Genomic DNA, 16,868 nt, shown 5'->3' with positions numbered 1-16,868 from the left:
GCTCGAATCCGGGAGCAGAAATGACAACACCAAATCCCTCGATGGCGCCTCCCGAACCGGGCGCCGCCCCCGCCGCGCCGTCCGCGCCATGGCCCCAGACGGTCGTCGGCGTCGGCGTGCTGCTGACCGGCGTCGCGCTGGCCTATGGCGCCATCGGCATTTCCTCCGAGGCCGGCTACGGCGGCGTCGGTCCCAACTTCCTGCCCTGGCTGGTGTCCATCGTGCTGATCATCTGCGGCGCCTGGATCACCTGGGAAGCGCGCAGCGGCGGCTTCCGCGAACTCGAGGCGCCCTCGGGCGACGACCGCGCCTACTGGCCCGGCTTCGTCTGGGTCTCGGCCGGGCTGCTGCTCAACGCGGCGCTGATCACCACCATCGGCTTCATCCTGAGCTGCGCGCTGTGCTACCTGCTCGCGGTGCAGGGCCTGCGCCGCGCGAGCGGCCAGGCGGCCGCCGGTTCGGCGCGGACCTGGGGGATCGATTTCCTGACCGGCGTCGCGATCTCGGCGCCGGTGTTCTGGATGTTCACCAAGTTCCTGGCCATCAGCCTGCCGGGCCTCACTGCTACCGGGTGGATCTGACATGAACCCCCACGCTCATCACTTCGTGTATTCGCTGCCCCCCGAGGGGGCGCAGGCCTCCCTCGGGGCGGCCCAGCGGGAGGCCTGACATGGACATCTTCAACGCCCTCATGAGCGGCTTCGCGGCCGCGATCACCCCGATCAACCTGCTGTGGTGCCTGATCGGCTGCGCACTGGGCACGGCCGTCGGCGTGCTGCCCGGCATCGGCCCCGCGGTGGCGGTGGCGATGCTGCTGCCGATCACCGGCAAGGTCGACATCACGGCCTCGATGATCTTCTTCTCGGGCATCTACTACGGCGCCATGTACGGCGGCTCGACCACCTCGATCCTGCTCAACACGCCCGGCGAAACCGCCAGCATGGTGACGGCGATGGAGGGCAACAAGATGGCCAAGAGCGGCCGCGCGGGCGCCGCGCTCGCCACCGCGGCCATCGGCTCTTTCGTCGCCGGCACCATCGCCACCGTGGTCGTCACGCTGTTCGCGCCCTTCGTGGCCGACTACGCGGTGCGGCTCGCGGCGCCCGAGTATTTCCTCCTGATGCTGCTGGCCTTCACCACCGTGAGCGCGGTGCTCGGCAAGAGCACGCTGCGCGGCATGACGGCACTGTTCGCGGGCCTCGCGATCGGCTGCGTCGGCCTCGACCAGATCTCGGGCCAGGGCCGCTACACGGGCGACATGCCCGAGCTGCTCGACGGCATCGAGATCGTGCTGGTGGCCGTGGGCCTGTTCGCGGTGGCCGAGGTGCTCTACGCGGTGCTCTACGAGGGCCGCGTGGTCGAGGGCCAGAACAAGCTGACCCGGGTGCACATGACGAAGCGCGACTGGAAGCGCTCGATCCCGGCCTGGCTGCGCGGCGCCGCCATCGGCACGCCCTTCGGCTGCATCCCGGCCGGCGGCACCGAGATCCCGACCTTCCTGAGCTATGCCACCGAGAAGAAGATGGCGAAGGACGCCGACGCCAAGAGCGAGTTCGGCACCACCGGCGCCATCGAGGGCGTGGCCGGTCCCGAGGCCGCGAACAACGCCACCGTGACGGCCGCGCTGATCCCGCTGCTCACGCTCGGCATCCCGACCTCGAACACCACGGCCATCATGCTGGGCGCGTTCCAGAACTACGGCATCCAGCCGGGCCCGCAGCTGTTCACCACCTCGGCCGCGCTGGTGTGGGCGCTGATCGCCTCGCTCTACATCGGCAACCTCATGCTGCTGGTGCTGAACCTGCCGATGGTGGGCCTGTGGGTCAAGCTGCTGAAGATCCCGAAGCCGCAGCTCTATGCCGGCATCCTGATCTTCGCGACCGTCGGTGCCTACGGCATGCGCCAGAACACCTTCGACCTGTTCCTGCTCTATGCCATCGGCCTGCTGGGCGTGGTGATGCGGCGCTTCGACTTCCCGACCGCGCCGGTGGTGGTCGGCATGATCCTGGGCCCGCTGGCCGAGGCCAACCTGCGCAACGCGATCTCGATGGGGCAGGGCAGCCCGGTGGTGTTCTTCCAGCGGCCCGAGTCGATCGTGATCCTCGTCGTGATCGTCGCCGTGCTGGTGCTGCCGCGCGTGGCCAAGCGCATGAGCGAGAAGAAACTCGCGCGGCTCGCGGCCTCGAGCTGAGGCCGGTCGCCAACCGACACAGCGCCGCGGGCAGCGATGCCCGCGGCGCTTTTTCGTTGGGTTGCCGCCCGGTGCGCGAACACGAACGGTTTCAGGCACCGGCCGAATTCCATAAAATGAGAACTATTCTTATTCGTTGATGGGTGCCCGGCACTCGTTGGAGAAGTGCCATGGCCGCGGCCGAATCCGCCTTGCAGCAGGAAGTCCGAAGCTTGTACAGCGACCATCACGGCTGGCTGCAGGGCTGGCTGCGCCGTCGGCTGGGCAATGCCTTCGATGCCGCGGACCTCGCGCACGACGTCTTCCTGCGCCTGTTGGCACGGCGCGAACCGGTGGGCATGAAGGAGCCGCGCGCCTACCTGTCGTCGGTGGCGCGCGGCCTGGTGATCGACCACTGGCGCCGCCGCGAGCTCGAGCAGGCCTGGCTCGAAACCCTCGCGCAGATGCCCGAGGCCACCGCGCCTTCGCCCGAGCAGCGCCTCTCGATCCTCGAGGCGCTGGTCGAGATCGACCGCATGCTCGACACGCTCAAGCCCGCCGTGCGCACCGCCTTCCTGCTGGCCCAGTTCGACGGCCTGAGCTGCCGCGAGATCGGCGAGCGGCTGGGTGTCTCGCTCGCCACCGCCGAGCGCTACGTGGCGAAGGCGCTGCGGGCCTGCTACGCCTTTCGCTTCGAAGCATGAGCGTCGCTCTACCCGACAGCGTGATCGACGCCGCCATCCTGTGGTCGGTGCGCCTCGACCATGGCGAACCCACGCCGAAGATGCGGCGCGCGCACGCGCAATGGCTGGCGGCCGATCCGCGCCATGCGCAGGCTTGGCAGCGCGTCGGCGACCTGCGGCGCGGCTTTGCCGGCGTGCCGGCCGGCCCGGCGCGCGACACCCTGCAGGCCGCGCAGCTGCACCGGCAGCAGCGCGGCCGCCGTGGCGCGCTCAAGCTGCTGTCGCTGGCCGGCGTGACGCTGGCCACGGGTTGGCTGCTGCGCGAGCACGCGCCGTGGCAGCGCTTGCTGGCCGATGCCAGCACCGAGACCGGCGAACAGCGCAGCCTGCGGCTGGCCGACGGCACGACGCTGGTGCTCAACACCGACAGCGCGGTCAGCACCGACCTGAACGGCGAGCGCCGCCTCGTGGTGCTGCGGCGCGGCGAGATCATGGTCAGCACCGGCGACGATGCCGGCGCCGCCAAACGCCCGTTCTGGGTCTACACGCCGTTCGGCCGGATGCAGGCGCTGGGCACGCGCTTCGTGGTGCGCATCGACGAGCGGCGCGCGCGCGTCAGCGTGCAGCAGGGCGCGGTGGCGCTGCATCCGGGCGACGGTCCCGCCGAGGCCGTGGTGCAGGCGGGCCAGAGCCGCTGGCTCGCCGAATCGGGCAGCACGCCGGCCGCCAGCCGCGGCTTCGACGAGGACGGCTGGGTCGACGGCGTGATCGCCGGCCGGAACATCCGCATGGCCGACCTGCTGGCCGAGCTCGGCCGCTACCGCCATGGCGTGGTGCTGTGCGATCCGGCCGTGGCCGAACTGCGCGTCTCGGGCGTGTTCCATGTGCGCGACAGCGACCGCGCGCTGCAGTTCCTCGCGCAGACGCAGCCGATCTCGGTGCGGCTGCGCACGCGCTACTGGGTGTCGGTCGGGCCGCCGGCCTGAGCGGGTCCTTCGAAGATTTTTTCGAGAACGACGCGAAAAAACTGAGGGGATCGCGTTTCTCGTCCGACCTCCTGGATGAACCCGCTCGGCGACGAGCGCCTTCCATCCTTCGAGCCTGTCCAGACCCATGAGCCTTTCCCGATTCCGCGCCGCCGGCGCGCCGACCTTCGCGCTGCACACGGCGCTGCATGCCGCGCTGGCCCTCGGCGTGTTCGCCGCCGCCGCGCTGCCCGAGGTGGCGCGCGCGCAGGCGCCCGACGAGATCCGCAGCTTCAGCGTGCCCGCCGGCCCGCTCGATGCCGCGCTCGACCGCTTCGCGCGCAGCGCGGGCGTCAACCTCAGCTACGACCCGGCGCTGGTCGCGGGCGCCGTCACGCGCGGGCTCGAGGGCCGCCACGGCATCGCGAGCGGACTGGCCGCGCTGCTCGCCGGCAGCGCGCTCGAGGCCGTGCCGCGCCAGGGCGGCGGCTTCTCGCTGCGCCGGGTGGAGACGCGCGCGCCCGTGGTTCCCGGGGCCGGCGGCGCGGCACTGGCACCGGTGACCGTCACGGCCGCCGGCCCCGCGGCCGAAGTGCTCGCGGCGCCCTACGCGGGCGGGCAGGTCGCGCGCGGCGGCCGGCTCGGCATGCTGGGCACGGCCGACATCTTCGAGACGCCGTTCAGCACCAAGGCCTACACGGCCGAGCTGATCCGCAACCAGGGCGCGCGCAACGTCAACGACATGGTGGCCAACGATCCCTCGATCCGCACCAGCCTGTCGGCCACCTCGCCGCTCGACCAGAGCTCGATCCGCGGCTTCCTCACCAACAGCGACGCCTACCTGTTCGACGGCCTCGAGGGCCTGTTCGCGTACAGCAACATCCCGATCCAGCACTACGAGCGCCTCGAGGTGCTCAAGGGGCCGGCGGCCGGGCTGGTCGGCGCCTCGGGCTACGGCAGCACCACCGGCGGCAGCTTCAACCTGGTGCCCAAGCGTGCCACCGACGCGCCGGTGCGCTCGATCACGCTGTCGGCCAACCAGCGCTCGCTGCTCGGCACCCACGTCGACCTGGGCCAGCGCTTCGGCGCCGACCACCAGTTCGGCGCGCGCATCAACTTGAGCGCCGAGGACGGCCGGGTCTACGACGGCGCCGACCGGCGCCTGGCCGCGGCGCAGATCGCGCTCGACTACCGCGGCGACCGCTTCCGTGCCGTGCTCGATGCCGGCTACACGCGGCGCACCTCGTCGCCGCTGTTCAACCACTGGCTGCTGCAGCCCGGCGCCGCGCTGCCGCCGCCACCCGATCCCAAGGTGCATCCCAAGCCCTCGTGGGAGATGCTCGAGGTGCGCCAGCCCTTCGCGCTGCTGAGCACCGAATGGGACTTCACGGACAACTGGACCGCCTACGCGCGCTTCGGCAAGCTGCGCGAGACCGCGCCCGAGCGCCGCTACATCGACCAGACCACCATCAACGGCCTGGGCCAGGTCAGCTACAGCAGCGCCTCGAGCCTGCTGTGGACGCAGTCCAACCAGGTGGCCGACGTCGGCGTGCGCGGCAGCTTCTCGCTCGGGGCGACGAAGCACAAGCTCGCGCTCAGCGCCGTGTCGCAGCGCCAGCAGCTGCTCGACATGCGTTCGCAATCGCTGCCGCTGCCCCAGCGCGTGGTCGGCAGCATCTACACGCAGAACCTGGTGCCGAACCCCTTCGCCTTCGGCGTGCCGCTGGTGCCGGGCGTCGACAGTCCGGCGCTCGACCTCGACAGCCTCGCGGTGGCCGACACGATCTCGGCCTTCGACGACCGCCTGTTCGTCACGCTGGGCGCGCGCCACCAGCGCATCAGGAAGCTGCCCTACGACCAGTCGAAGACCACGCCCACGGTGGCCGCGCTCTACAGGTTCGACAACGGCATCTCGGTCTACGGCAACTACGCCGAGGCGCTGGCGCAGGGCGCGGTGGCGCCGGCCGGCACGCGCAACGCGGGCGAGCAGCTCGCGCCCTACCTGTCGCGCCAGCACGAGTTCGGCCTCAAGTGGGACCGCGGCAGCCATGGCCTCACCGTCGCGTACTTCGACATCCGCAAGGCCACGGCCTTCGTCGACAGCGACAACTTCTTCCGCGCCGCCGGCCTGCAGCGCAACAAGGGGGTGGAGATCGAGAGCTTCGGCGAGATCGGCAAGGGCCTGCGCCTGCTGGGCGGCGTGGCCTGGATCGACGCGCGCATGTCGAAGACCGCGGGCGGCGCGAGCGACGGCAAGAAGGCCATCGGCGTGCCCGAGTTCACCGCCAACCTCGGCCTGGAGTACGACGTGCCCGCCGTGCCCGGCCTCACGCTGACCGGCCGCTACATCTACACCGACAGCGCCTGGGTCGACCTCGCGAACACGCAGCGCGTGCCCTCGTGGAAGCGCATCGACATCGGTGCGCGCTACGCCACGCGCATGAACGGCGTGGCCACCACGCTGCGCGCCGGCATCTCGAACCTGCTCGACGACAACTACTGGACCATCGCGGGGCGCAACTTCATCTCGGTGGCGCCGCCGCGGACCTGGCAGGTGCAGGCGAGCTTCGATTTCTGAGGGCGTTGGAGTTCTTCAATTCGGGTATCCGGACGCGAAGGACGCGAAGATCACGCGAAGGGCGCGAAAGAACACCCAAAGCATTTCTGGATTTCTTTCGCGCCCTTCGCGGAACCTTCGCGTCCTCTGCGTCCGGTTCCCGTATTCAGTGCTGCTGAACCTTCAGGTCGTCGTCGATGTGCGGATCCGGCGGCTGCCCGCGCAGCTTGCGCACCATGCGCCGGATCCAGTGCTCGATGTCGTCGACGTAGGTGAACACCGCCGGCACCACCAGCAGGCTCAGCACCGTCGAGGTGATCAGCCCGCCGATCACCGCCATCGCCATCGGCGAGCGGAAGCTCGAGTCGGCGGCGCTCCAGCCGAAGGCGATCGGCGCCATGCCGGCGCCCATGGCCAGGGTGGTCATGATGATCGGCCGCGCGCGCTTGTGGCAGGCGTCGAGCAGCGCCTCCCAGCGGTTCATGCCGTGGTCGCGGCGCGCCACGATCGCGTACTCCACCAGCAGGATCGAGTTCTTGGTCGCGATGCCCATCAGCATGATCAGGCCGATCAACGAGGGCATCGACAGCGCCTTCTGCCCCAGCAGCAGCCCGACGAAGGCGCCGCCCAGCGCGAGCGGCAGCGCGCACAGGATGGTCACCGGGTGCAGGAAGTCCTTGAACAGCAGCACCAGCACGATGTAGATGCACAGCACGCCGGTCAGCATCGCCAGGCCGAAGCTGTTGAACAGCTCGGTCATCACCTCGGCGTCGCCGACCTCGGTCACGCGCACGCCCGGCGGCAGGTTGCGGATCGAGGGCAGGGCCATCGCGGCGTTCTTCGCGTCGCCCAGGCCGACCGAGGAGAGCTCGATCTCGAAGTTGACGTTGCGCGAGCGGTCGTAGCGGTCGATCACGGCCGGGCCGCCCTCGACCGTGAGCTGCGCCACCTGGCCCAGCATCACCGGGCCGCGGCTGCCGGGCACGGTCAGGCGCTCGAGCAGCGCCAGGTCCTGCCGCGCGCTGTCCTCGAGCTTCACCAGGATCGGCACCTGGCGCTGCGCGAGGTTGAGCTTGGGCAGCGACTGGTCGTAGTCGCCCAGGGTGGCCACGCGCAGCGTCTCGGCGATGGCGCTGCTGGTCACGCCCAGGTCGGCGGCGCGCGCGAAGTCGGGGCGCACGGCGATCTCGGGCCGGATCAGGCTCGCGGTGGAGGTGATGTTGCCCAGGCCCGCGATGGTGCGCAGGTCGCGCTCCACGTCGCGCGCGGCGCCCACCAGCGTGGCCGGATCGTCGCCCGACAGCGAGAGGATGTACTTCTCGCCCGAGCCGCCCAGGCCCACGGTGCTGCGCACGCCGGGCAGGGTTTCCAGCGCGCGGCGGATCTCGTTCTCGATCACCTGCTTGCGCGGCCGGTCGCCGCGTGGGTCGAGCTTCACCGTCAGCGTGGCCTTGCGCGTCTCGGGCGTGCCGAAGTTCGCGAACGGATCGCCGCCCGCGCTGCCGCCGCCCACGGTGGTGTAGACACTGCGCACATGGCGGATCTTCATCAGCCGGTTGCGCGTCTCCTCGGCCGTGGCCTGCGTCTGCGCCAGCGTGGCGCCGGGCGCGAGCGACAGGTAGACCTGGGTCTGCGAGTTGTCGTCGGGCGGGATGAAGCCGGTCTTCAGCAGCGGGATCATCGCCAGCGAGCCGAAGAAGAACAGCGTGGCCAGCACCATGGTCGCGAACCGGTGCGTCATGCACCAGGTGACCCAGCGCATGTAGACCGACAGCCAGCGCGGCTCCTTCTCCTGGTCGACGATGGGCTTGAGCAGGTAGGCGGCCATCATCGGCGTGAGCACCCGCGCCACCACCAGCGAGGCGAACACCGCGAGCGAGGCGGTCCAGCCGAACTGCTTGAAGAACTTGCCGGCCACGCCGCTCATGAAGGCCGTGGGCAGGAACACCGCGATCAGCGTGAAGGTGGTGGCGATCACCGCCAGCCCGATCTCGTCGGCCGCCTCCATCGCCGCGTCGTAGGGCGACTTGCCCATGCGCAGGTGGCGCACGATGTTCTCGACCTCCACGATCGCGTCGTCGACCAGGATGCCGATCACCAGCGACAGCGCCAGCAGCGACACCACGTTGATCGAGAAGCCCAGCAGGTGCATGCCGATGAAGGCCGGGATGGCCGACATCGGCAGCGCCACGGCCGAGACGAAGGTGGCGCGCATGTCGCGCAGGAACAGCCACACCACCAGCACCGCGAGGATGGCGCCCTCGTACAGCAGGTGCAGCGAGCCGTCGTATTCCTCCTGCACCGGCTCCACGAAGTTGAAGGCCTCGGTGAGCTCGATGTCGGGGCGCTGGGCCTTGAGCTCGTCGAGCGCCTTGTGCACCAGCGCGCCCACCTCCACCTCGCTGGCGCCCCGGCTGCGCGCCACCTCGAAGCCCACCACCGGCTTGCCGTCGAGCAGCGCGGCCGCGCGCGGCTCGGCGATGGTGTCGCTGATGCGCGCCACCTGATCGAGGCGCACGCGCCGGCCGTCCGACAGCGCGATCTGCATCGCGTTCAACTGGTCGGCCGAGGTCACGGTGGCGAGCGTGCGCACCGGCTGCTCGCTGCCCGAGAGGTCGAAGCGGCCGCCCGCGCTCTCCACCTGCACCTGGCGCAGCTGGCGCGAGATGTCGGCGGCGGTGGCGCCGAGCGCCTGCAGCTTGTTCGGGTCGATGTCCACGTGCACCTGGCGCGTGACGCCGCCCACGCGCGAGACCGCGCCCACGCCGGGCTGCGCGAGCAGCTTCTTGCTCACGTCGTTGTCGACGAACCACGACAGCGCCTCGGCGTCCATGTGGCTCGAGGCGATGGTGAAGGCCAGCACCGGCTGGGCCGCGAAGTCGAGCTTGGTGATGACCGGGTCGCGCACGTCGGCCGGCAGGTCGGCGCGCACCTTCTGCACCGCCGAGCGCACGTCGTCCACGGCCTCCTGCACCGGCTTCTCGAGCCGGAACTCGACGATCAGCGTGACCGCGCCGTCCTGCACCTTGGTCGTGATGTGCTTGAGGCCCTGCACGGTGGCGATCGAGTTCTCGATCTTGCGCGCGACGTCGTTCTCGAGCTGCGAGGGCGCGGCGCCCGGCAGCGAGGCCGAGACGGTGACGGTCGGCAGGTCGATGTCGGGGAAGTTCTGCACCTTCATCGCGTTGAAGGACAGCAGCCCGCCGAAGGTGAGCAGCACGAACAGCATCACCGCCGCGATGGGGTTGCGGATGGACCAGGCGGAAACGTTCATGGCGGTTTCTCCGGGGCTGGCTTACTTGCCGTTGCCGGCGGACGGCGCGGCCGGGGCCGATGCCGCGGCGGCCGGGGCGCGCGCCGGCGCATCGACCACCTTCACCAGGTCGCCGTCGTTGAGGAAGCCCGCGCCCTCGACCACCATGCGCGCACCTTGCGGCAGCGCGCTCGTGATCTCCACGCGGTCGCCGACACGGCGGCCGGTCTGCACCTTGAGCTGCGAGACGCGGTTGTCGTCCTTCAGCAGGAACAGGTTGTTGAAGCCGTCGCGCGGCACGATCGCGCTCTGCGGCACCGTGGGCGCGCTGCTGCGGCCGAGCTCGAAGTCGCCGCGCGCGAACATGCCGGCCTTGATGCCGGTGTTCTGCTGCACCGGCGGCAGGTCGACGTAGACCAGCGCCGCGCGCGTCTGCGGATCGACCGTGGGCGCGATGCTGCGCACCTTGCCCTGCACCTGCGCGCCGCTGGCGCCCACCACGAACACCGGCGTGCCGAGCGCGATGCGCGCGATCTCGGCCGAGGTGACCTCGGCGCGCCATTCGAGCCGGCCCTGGCGGATCAGCCGGAACAGCTCGGTGCCGGCCGACACCACGCTGCCGACGGTGGCGCTGCGCGCGGAGATCACGCCGTCGTCGGGCGCCAGCACCTGCGTGTTGCGGCCGCGCACCTGCTGCGCCGCCAGCACCGCCTCCGCGGCCTCGACGCGCGCCTTCGCGGTCTGCTCGCTGGTCTGGTACTGGTTGATCTGCTGCTGGCTCAGCGCGCCCGTGGCCTGCAGGGTGCGCGCGCGCGCCGCGTTGCCGGCCGCGTCGGCCGCAGTGGCGCGGGCTTCGGCCAGCGAGGCCTTGGCCTGCGCGATGTCGGCCTGCACCGTCTCGGGCGAGAAGGTGGCGAGCACCTGGCCCTTCTTCACCAGGTCGCCGACGTTGACGCGCACCTCGGCCAGCCGCAGCCCGTTCGACTCGGAGCCCACGCTGGCCTCCTGCCAGGCGGCGACGTTGCCGTTGGCCGCGAGCGTCACCGCGAGTTCGGTGGTCTCGGGCTGGCCGATGGTGACCGTGAGCACGGGCCGCGCCGAGGCGGCCTTGCCGTCCTTCGCGGCCGCTTGCTGCCCCTGCTGCGCAGGCGCGTCCGCGGACTTGCCGCGGCCGAACAGGAACAGCGCCGCGGCGATGGCGGCCACGGCGACCAGGACGACGATGAGGGTGGTGCGGGAGGGGCTTTTCATGGCGACGTCGCGACCTTGGCGGCCGGGGTGGAGGAGCGGTAGATGGTGAGGGTGCGGCCCGGCGTGGTGATGATGGTCACGGGGACGCGCTGGGGCGTGGCTTCGGCTCCGGCGGCGGCGGCCGCGGTGCCGGGGCGGGTCCAGCCGCCGCCCATCGAGCGGTACAGCGCGACCCAGGCCTCGGCGCGCTCGCGCTGCAGCGAGACGCGCGCGGTCTGCGCGCTGAACAGCGTGCGGCGCGCATCCTCGAGCTCGAACAGGCTCGCCAGGCCGCTGTCGAAGCGCGCCTGCGTGGCGTTGAACGAAGCCTGGTAGTTCTGCACCGCGGCGTCGGCGTCGCCGGTGCGCGCATCGGTGGCGTCGAGGTTGACCAGCGCCTCCTCGACCTCGCGCACAGCCTGGCGCACGTTGGCGCGGTAGAGCGCCACGGCTTCGGTGTAGCGCGCCTTGGCCGCGTCGGCATTGGCCGCGCGCGCGCCGCCGTCGAGCAGCGGCACGGTGAGCGCCACCGGGCCGACGGTCCAGGTCTCGATCGATTCGCGGAAGCCGCTGACGCGAAAGCCCGTGCGGCCGATGTTGCCGGAGATGGTGAGCCGCGGATAACGCTCGGCCTCGGCCGAACCCACCTCGGCGCTGGCCGCGGCCACCCCGAGTTCGGCCGCGTAGACGTCGGGCCGCTGGGCGATGGCGTTGGCCGGCACGCTGTCGATGCGGCCCACGGCCGGCAGCGCGCGCTGCGCGGGCGCGGCCGCGAGCCGGGTCTCGAGCTCGGTCTCGGCGATGCCGGTGAGCGCCACCAGCGCCTTGCGCTGCACCGCGCACTGCGCGCGCTGCTGCGTCAGCCGGCCCGAGGCGTCGGAGGCGCTGGCGCGCGCGAGCGCGGCGTCGGCCGGCGCGGTGAAGCCGGCGCGCATCGACAGGTCGGTCAGGCGCGCGGTCTCGCCGCGCGAGCGGGTGTCGGACTCGGCCACGCGCAGCTGCTGCTGGCAGGCGCGCTCGGCGAAGTAGGCGTTGGCGGTCTCGGCCGCGACCGAGACGCGCGCCTCGTGCCACTTGGCATCGGCGCTGCGCTCGCGCTGCACCGCCGCGTCGCGGTCGGCGCGCAGACGGCCGAACAGGTCGATCTCCCACTTGGTCTGCAGGCCGGCCTGCAGCGTGGTGATCGGCGTGGTGGCCGAGGTGCTGCCGGCGCCCGAGCTGGCGCCGCCGGAGGTGCCGGCGGCACCCCTGCTGCCGCCGGGAGCGCCGCCCGTCAGCCCCGCGGTGCCCCGGCTCGCCGAGGCCGTGCCATCGAGGCTGGGCAGCAGCGCGGCACCGGCCTGCACGCGGGTCGAGCGCGCCTCGGCCAGCCGCGCCGCGGCGCTCGCCACGTTGGGGCTCGCGCCCTCGGCGGCCGCGATCAGGTCGACCAAAAGCGGGTCGTCGAGCTGGCGCCACCATTCGGCCAGCTGGGCCAGCGAGCCGCCATGCGGCAGCGGCGCGTGCCATTGCGCGGGGGCGGGCGCGCCGACCGTGGCAGGCGGCCGGGTCAGGCCGCAGCCGGCGAGGCCGGCGGCCAGGCCGAGTCCGAGGCCTGCCCGCAGGCAGAGGAGGGCGATCGGTCGTGGAACTCGTCTCATGCTGTCTTTCTCCCGGAGCGGGATGGAGGGCGGGGCGATCGCGCGCGCGGGCGGCACCGGGTCGGCGGCGCGGCGCCGCGCCTCGGCCTCGACCAGCGCCAGCGCGTAGCCGGCCAGGCGCCGGGCCCAGGTGTCGACGGCGCGCGGCGTGTCGAGCAGCGCGGGACGGATCGCCTCGATCACGTCCTGGCTCACGAACAGCTGCATCGCGAGGCCGGTGATCGCGAAGGTCAGCCGGTGGATGTCGTCGTCGGCGCGGGCCACGCCGAGATGGCGGCACAGCATCGCGGCGATGGCGCGGTGCGGGTCCTTGATGTCGCGCTCGAGCTCCTTGGCCCACAGGCTCGTGGGTTCGAGCATCTCGCGCATGTGCAGATGGATGCACTGGCGCACCACCTCGCCCTGGTCGAAGGGCTCGACCATCTTGGCGAAGAAGATGCGCAGCGATTCCTCGAGCGAGAGGCCGGGCGCGGCGTAGAGCGCCACGAAGTCGCCCGCGTTGCCGCCCATGGGCTCGCTGAAGGTGGCGGCGTAGAGGCCGGCCTTGTCGCCGAAGTAGTAGCTGATGGCCGAGATGTTGACCCCGGCCTCGCGCACGATCTCGCGCGTGGAGGTCTTGGCGAAGCCCTTCTGCGCGAACAGCCGCAGCGCGGTGTAGAGCAGCCGCTGGCGCGCCTCGGCGCCGTCGCTGCGCGGCGCGCGCGGGACGGCGGCGGTCTTGCGCGCCGGCTCCGTCGATGGAGGAAGCGTGGACTTCATGCGGGCGATTACACCATGCTTCAAATCAAACGATTGATTAACTTAGGCCGGCCTGAACCCAGGCTGAAGGTCTCCTGAAGACGGGAGCGGCGCGGGCCGATGGGGCGCGAGGGAAACGGGGGCGGGCCGCGTGGGGGGCGGGGAGGGCGCCCGGCGCTGCCGGGCGGCGGCACCCCGGGGCATTCTGACCCGCCGGCGCCGGCCGGCGATGCCGGATTTGTTGCGGATTGATGCAGGCTACGATCCGCGCATGCCTGCCCCTACCGCCGCCGCGGCCGCCGCGCCCTCCGCCCTGCCGCTCGATGCCGACGGCATCCTCGCGCTGGCCGCGCGTTCCATGTTCCACCTGTTCTCGCGCATGAGCCAGGGCATGTTCCTGGTCGACCGCAGCGGGCGCATCGTCTGGGTCAACGAGGGCTACCGGCGCTTCCTGCCCGCGCTGGGCTTCTCGTCGATCGACCAGTTCCTCGGCCACATGGTGGAGGACGTGATCCCCAACACCCAGATGCGCCGCGTGCTCGAGACCGGCGAGCCGATCCTCATCGACCTCTTGACCAACAAGGCCGGCACCTTCGTCGTGAGCCGCATCCCGCTGCGCGAGGAGCGTGCCGACGGCGCGGGCGAGGTGATCGGCGCCATCGGCATCGTGCTGTTCGACCAGCCCGAGACCACGCTGCAGCCGCTGATCAGCAAGTTCGCGCTGCTGCAGCGCGACCTCGACGATGCGCGGCGGGAGCTCGCGAGCCAGCGCAACAACCCGCTCTACCAGCAGGCGGCCGAGGGCCAGCGCCGTTCCAAGTACACCTTCGCGAGCTTCATCGGCAGCAGCCCGGCCGCGGTCGAGGTCAAGCGCCATGCGCGCCGCGCGGCGCAGTCGGCGAGCCCGGTGCTGCTGCTCGGCGAGACCGGCACCGGCAAGGAACTGCTCGCGCATGCGATCCATGCGGCCTCGGCGCGCGCCCGGGGCCAGTTCGTGAGCCTCAACATCGCGGCCGTGCCCGACACCCTGCTCGAGGCCGAGTTCTTCGGCGTCGCGCCCGGTGCCTTCACCGGCGCCGACAAGCGCGGGCGCGAGGGCAAGTTCAAGCTGGCCGACGGCGGCAGCCTGTTCCTCGACGAGATCGGCGACATGCCGCTGGGCCTGCAGGCCAAGCTGCTGCGCGCGCTGCAGGAAGGGGAGATCGAGCCGCTCGGTTCGAACAAGCTGATTCCCTTCGACGCGCGCGTGATCGCCGCCACCTCGCGCGACCTGCCCGAGCTGGTGCGCCGCGGCCAGTTCCGCGAGGACCTCTACTATCGCCTCAACGTGCTGCCGCTGCGCGTGCCGCCGCTGCGCGAGCGGCGCTCCGACATCCCGGCGCTGGTCGAGGCGCTCGGCGAGGACATGGCGCTGCGCAGCGGCGAGGCCCCGCCCGAGCTCACGCCCGATGCGCTCGCGCTGCTGGCCGGCCAGCACTGGCGCGGCAACATCCGCGAGCTGCGCAACGTGCTCGAGCAGGTGACCATGCGCAGCGACTCGCAGCGCATCGACGCGGCGCAGCTCGAACGCATCCTGCGCGAAGCCGGCCTCGAGCAGATCGCGCAGCCCGCCGCGCTGCGCGACGCCCACGATGCCGACGAGGAGGCCGCGCTGCTGCGGCCGCTCGCGCAGCAGGTGGCCGAGCTCGAGCGCCGCGCGATCGGCGCGGCGCTGGCGGCGACCGGGGGCAACAAGCTCGCGACCTCGCGGCTGCTGGGCATCTCGCGGGCGACCTTGTACGAGCGCATGACGAACCAGGCGGATTGACCCGCGCGCCGAGCGCGGACCACGAAGGAGGAGAGCATCGATGAAGGGCTTGTTGACGCGATTGAAGGGAGCGCTGGGCCGGCCGGCGCCAAGCCGCTCCGAGGAGGCCGGGCAGGGCGAGCGGGTCCTGGTCAACGCCTACTGCACGCGCGCCGATGTACCGGCGCTCGAATTCCCCCATGCCCTGCAGGGTCGCCGCGATCTGTCGGACCCCGAACTCGCGCCCCACCTGGCCGGCTTCGTCGGCTACGTGCTGAGCCGCGGCGACGGCACGATGTTGCGCAACCGCTATCACGTGATGCGTCATGTCCAGCGCGTGCGCCAGCACCTGAGCCTGTCGATCGACGAGGGCCTGCTCGATGCGTTCTCGGACTGGGCCGTGCGCGCGAACGCGATCGTGTTCTTGCCCGACGGCAGCATCCGCGATCCCCGGGGGCGCATCCTCTTGTCGGCGGCGGGCGAGGAGCCCGATGGCGAAGCCGCGTTGCCCTATCCGGCCGAGGCCTGGGAGCGCAAGGCGCGCACCGAGGCAGCGCTCGCGGCGCGGGGCATCGAGGTCCCGCGGCACCTGCCGCCGCTGGTCTGCGAGCCCGAGCTGCGGCTGCGCGCGCCGCAGGAGATCGCGGGCCGGGCCTTCGCGCTGCTGGCGGTATCGGCGCGGGCCGAGTCGCTCGCGAGCAAGGAGCCGCTGGCGCCCGAGGACCTGTTCGAGCGGCTGCCCTCGGCACGGGCGCATCTCACGCCGGCGGAGCAGGCTTTCCTCTCGAACCCCGAACCGCTGGCGTCCGATGTGGTCCAGTTCGGCTGGCGCTACGAGTGCCTGTATCTGCTCGAGTGGGCGATGGGCCTGGTCGATGCGCTGCCTTTTCCCAGCGCGATCTGCGACGTGCCGCTCGCCGCGCGCACGATGCTGGAAGTCCGCGACCTGCCGGGCGCGCTGCGTTCGCTGCGCATGCGCGGCGAAGGCGAAATCCTCGATGGGCTCGACCTGCACTACCGCCTGCACTGGCGCGTACGCCAGTCCGGGCTCCAGCAGGTCCCCGTGCCGCCGGGACTCGATGCGGGCGTTATCGCCGAGCGGCATCGCGCCTTGAACTGGCTGGTGCGCTTCGAGGACCGCGAGTGGGACGAGGTCGACACGCCCACCTGACAATGCGGCCTCCATCCGCCTGCGAACCTGCCTTCCACCAGAGCCTTCCATGAAGACACCGATCCGCTCCCTCGTCCTCGCCGCATCGTGCGCCTGTGCCGGCGCCGCCCTGGCCGCGCCACCCTGCGCCGACGAGGCGGTCGCGCGCGCGAAGAAGCTGCTGGTGTTCCATTTCGGCGAGGACGATCGCATCCGCGTCGGCTCCGAGGTCAAGGAGCTGCCGCCGCTGCGCAACCCCGCCAACAAGGCGCAGCAGTTCCGCGTGCTCGAGGTCTGGGGCTCGATCTACAAGGGCAACTACCGCATGCGCCTGATCTATCACGTGGCGGGCAAGGACTGCACGCTGATGGGCCAGGAAATCCTCGAGTACGCCAGCCTGTGAGCGTCCGCGCCCTGCGTTCCACCTTCGGCCCCAACTGCCACTGGTGCGGCCTGCCGATGGACTTCGAGGAGCCGCATGGCCGGCCCGAATCGGCCACCATCGAGCACCTGGTCGATGCCACCCTGGGCGGCGTGCGTTCGCCCAAGCACCGGCGGCTGGCCCATGCGGCCTGCAACCACGCACGCAACGAATTCCGGCTGCAGGCCGAGCGGCAGTTCAGGCAATGGATCGAGGAGCGTCGGGCCTCCGCGAAAACCCTGACTGAAAAATAGACAGTCGCCTGAAATTCAGAC

At 71.4% G+C, this 16,868-nt stretch carries 12 protein-coding genes and 1 pseudogene; 9 read left to right on the top strand and 4 right to left on the bottom strand.

Annotated elements, in window-relative coordinates:
- The first annotated feature begins 20 nt into the window (after nt 1-20).
- From INQ48_17885 to INQ48_17865, 5 genes are all read left to right on the top strand, one after another.
- Nucleotides 21-581: a tripartite tricarboxylate transporter TctB family protein gene (locus INQ48_17885; GenBank protein QRF55281.1), complete on the top strand. Its 561-nt coding sequence runs from the start codon at nt 21-23 to the stop codon at nt 579-581.
- An 89-nt stretch (nt 582-670) separates the two neighbouring features.
- Nucleotides 671-2,191 carry a tripartite tricarboxylate transporter permease gene (locus tag INQ48_17880; GenBank protein ID QRF55280.1) on the top strand — a complete coding sequence of 507 codons (1,521 nt, stop codon included), beginning with the start codon at nt 671-673 and terminating at the stop codon, nt 2,189-2,191.
- 170 nt (nt 2,192-2,361) lie between these two features.
- Nucleotides 2,362-2,874, top strand: a complete 513-nt coding sequence (locus tag INQ48_17875) for a sigma-70 family RNA polymerase sigma factor (GenBank protein ID QRF55279.1) — start codon at nt 2,362-2,364, stop codon at nt 2,872-2,874.
- Nucleotides 2,871-3,839: a FecR domain-containing protein gene (locus tag INQ48_17870; GenBank protein QRF55278.1), complete on the top strand. Its 969-nt coding sequence runs from the start codon at nt 2,871-2,873 to the stop codon at nt 3,837-3,839. Before INQ48_17875 ends, INQ48_17870 begins: the two co-directional genes overlap by 4 nt.
- A gap of 127 nt (nt 3,840-3,966) precedes the next feature.
- On the top strand, nt 3,967-6,396 hold the full coding sequence (locus tag INQ48_17865; protein QRF55277.1) for a TonB-dependent siderophore receptor: 2,430 nt from the start codon (nt 3,967-3,969) through the stop codon (nt 6,394-6,396).
- A gap of 145 nt (nt 6,397-6,541) precedes the next feature.
- On the opposite strand, the gene INQ48_17860 is transcribed toward INQ48_17865, so the two are convergent.
- From INQ48_17860 to INQ48_17845, 4 genes and pseudogenes are all read right to left on the bottom strand, one after another.
- Nucleotides 6,542-9,649, bottom strand: a complete 3,108-nt coding sequence (locus INQ48_17860) for an efflux RND transporter permease subunit (GenBank protein QRF55276.1) — start codon at nt 9,647-9,649, stop codon at nt 6,542-6,544.
- A gap of 21 nt (nt 9,650-9,670) precedes the next feature.
- The gene (locus INQ48_17855; protein QRF55275.1) at nt 9,671-10,879 is read right to left on the bottom strand and encodes an efflux RND transporter periplasmic adaptor subunit; all 1,209 of its coding nucleotides are present in this window, start codon (nt 10,877-10,879) and stop codon (nt 9,671-9,673) included.
- Nucleotides 10,876-12,498: an efflux transporter outer membrane subunit gene (locus tag INQ48_17850; GenBank protein ID QRF60781.1), complete on the bottom strand. Its 1,623-nt coding sequence runs from the start codon at nt 12,496-12,498 to the stop codon at nt 10,876-10,878. Before INQ48_17850 ends, INQ48_17855 begins: the two co-directional genes overlap by 4 nt.
- Before the next feature lie 69 nt (nt 12,499-12,567).
- Nucleotides 12,568-13,257 (bottom strand): annotated as a pseudogene (locus tag INQ48_17845) (CerR family C-terminal domain-containing protein).
- A gap of 250 nt (nt 13,258-13,507) precedes the next feature.
- Here INQ48_17845 and INQ48_17840 point away from each other — a divergent pair.
- From INQ48_17840 to INQ48_17825, 4 genes are read left to right on the top strand one after another with little or no spacing between them, the layout of a single operon-like run.
- Nucleotides 13,508-15,043, top strand: coding sequence for a sigma 54-interacting transcriptional regulator (locus INQ48_17840; protein QRF55274.1), 1,536 nt, complete (start codon nt 13,508-13,510; stop codon nt 15,041-15,043).
- A gap of 40 nt (nt 15,044-15,083) precedes the next feature.
- A complete protein-coding gene (locus tag INQ48_17835; GenBank protein ID QRF55273.1) occupies nt 15,084-16,193 on the top strand; it encodes a DUF4272 domain-containing protein in 1,110 nt (369 codons plus the stop codon).
- A gap of 49 nt (nt 16,194-16,242) precedes the next feature.
- Nucleotides 16,243-16,575 carry a hypothetical protein gene (locus tag INQ48_17830; GenBank protein ID QRF55272.1) on the top strand — a complete coding sequence of 111 codons (333 nt, stop codon included), beginning with the start codon at nt 16,243-16,245 and terminating at the stop codon, nt 16,573-16,575.
- A complete protein-coding gene (locus INQ48_17825; GenBank protein ID QRF55271.1) occupies nt 16,572-16,847 on the top strand; it encodes a hypothetical protein in 276 nt (91 codons plus the stop codon). The genes INQ48_17830 and INQ48_17825 overlap by 4 nt, the downstream gene beginning before the upstream one ends.
- The last annotated feature ends 21 nt before the right edge of the window (nt 16,848-16,868 follow it).

It is taken from the genome of Variovorax paradoxus (assembly GCA_016806145.1).
GTDB lineage: Bacteria > Pseudomonadota > Gammaproteobacteria > Burkholderiales > Burkholderiaceae_C > Variovorax.
The sequence above is the reverse complement of the archived record's forward strand: the minus strand, read 5'-3'. Positions and strand labels throughout refer to the sequence as shown.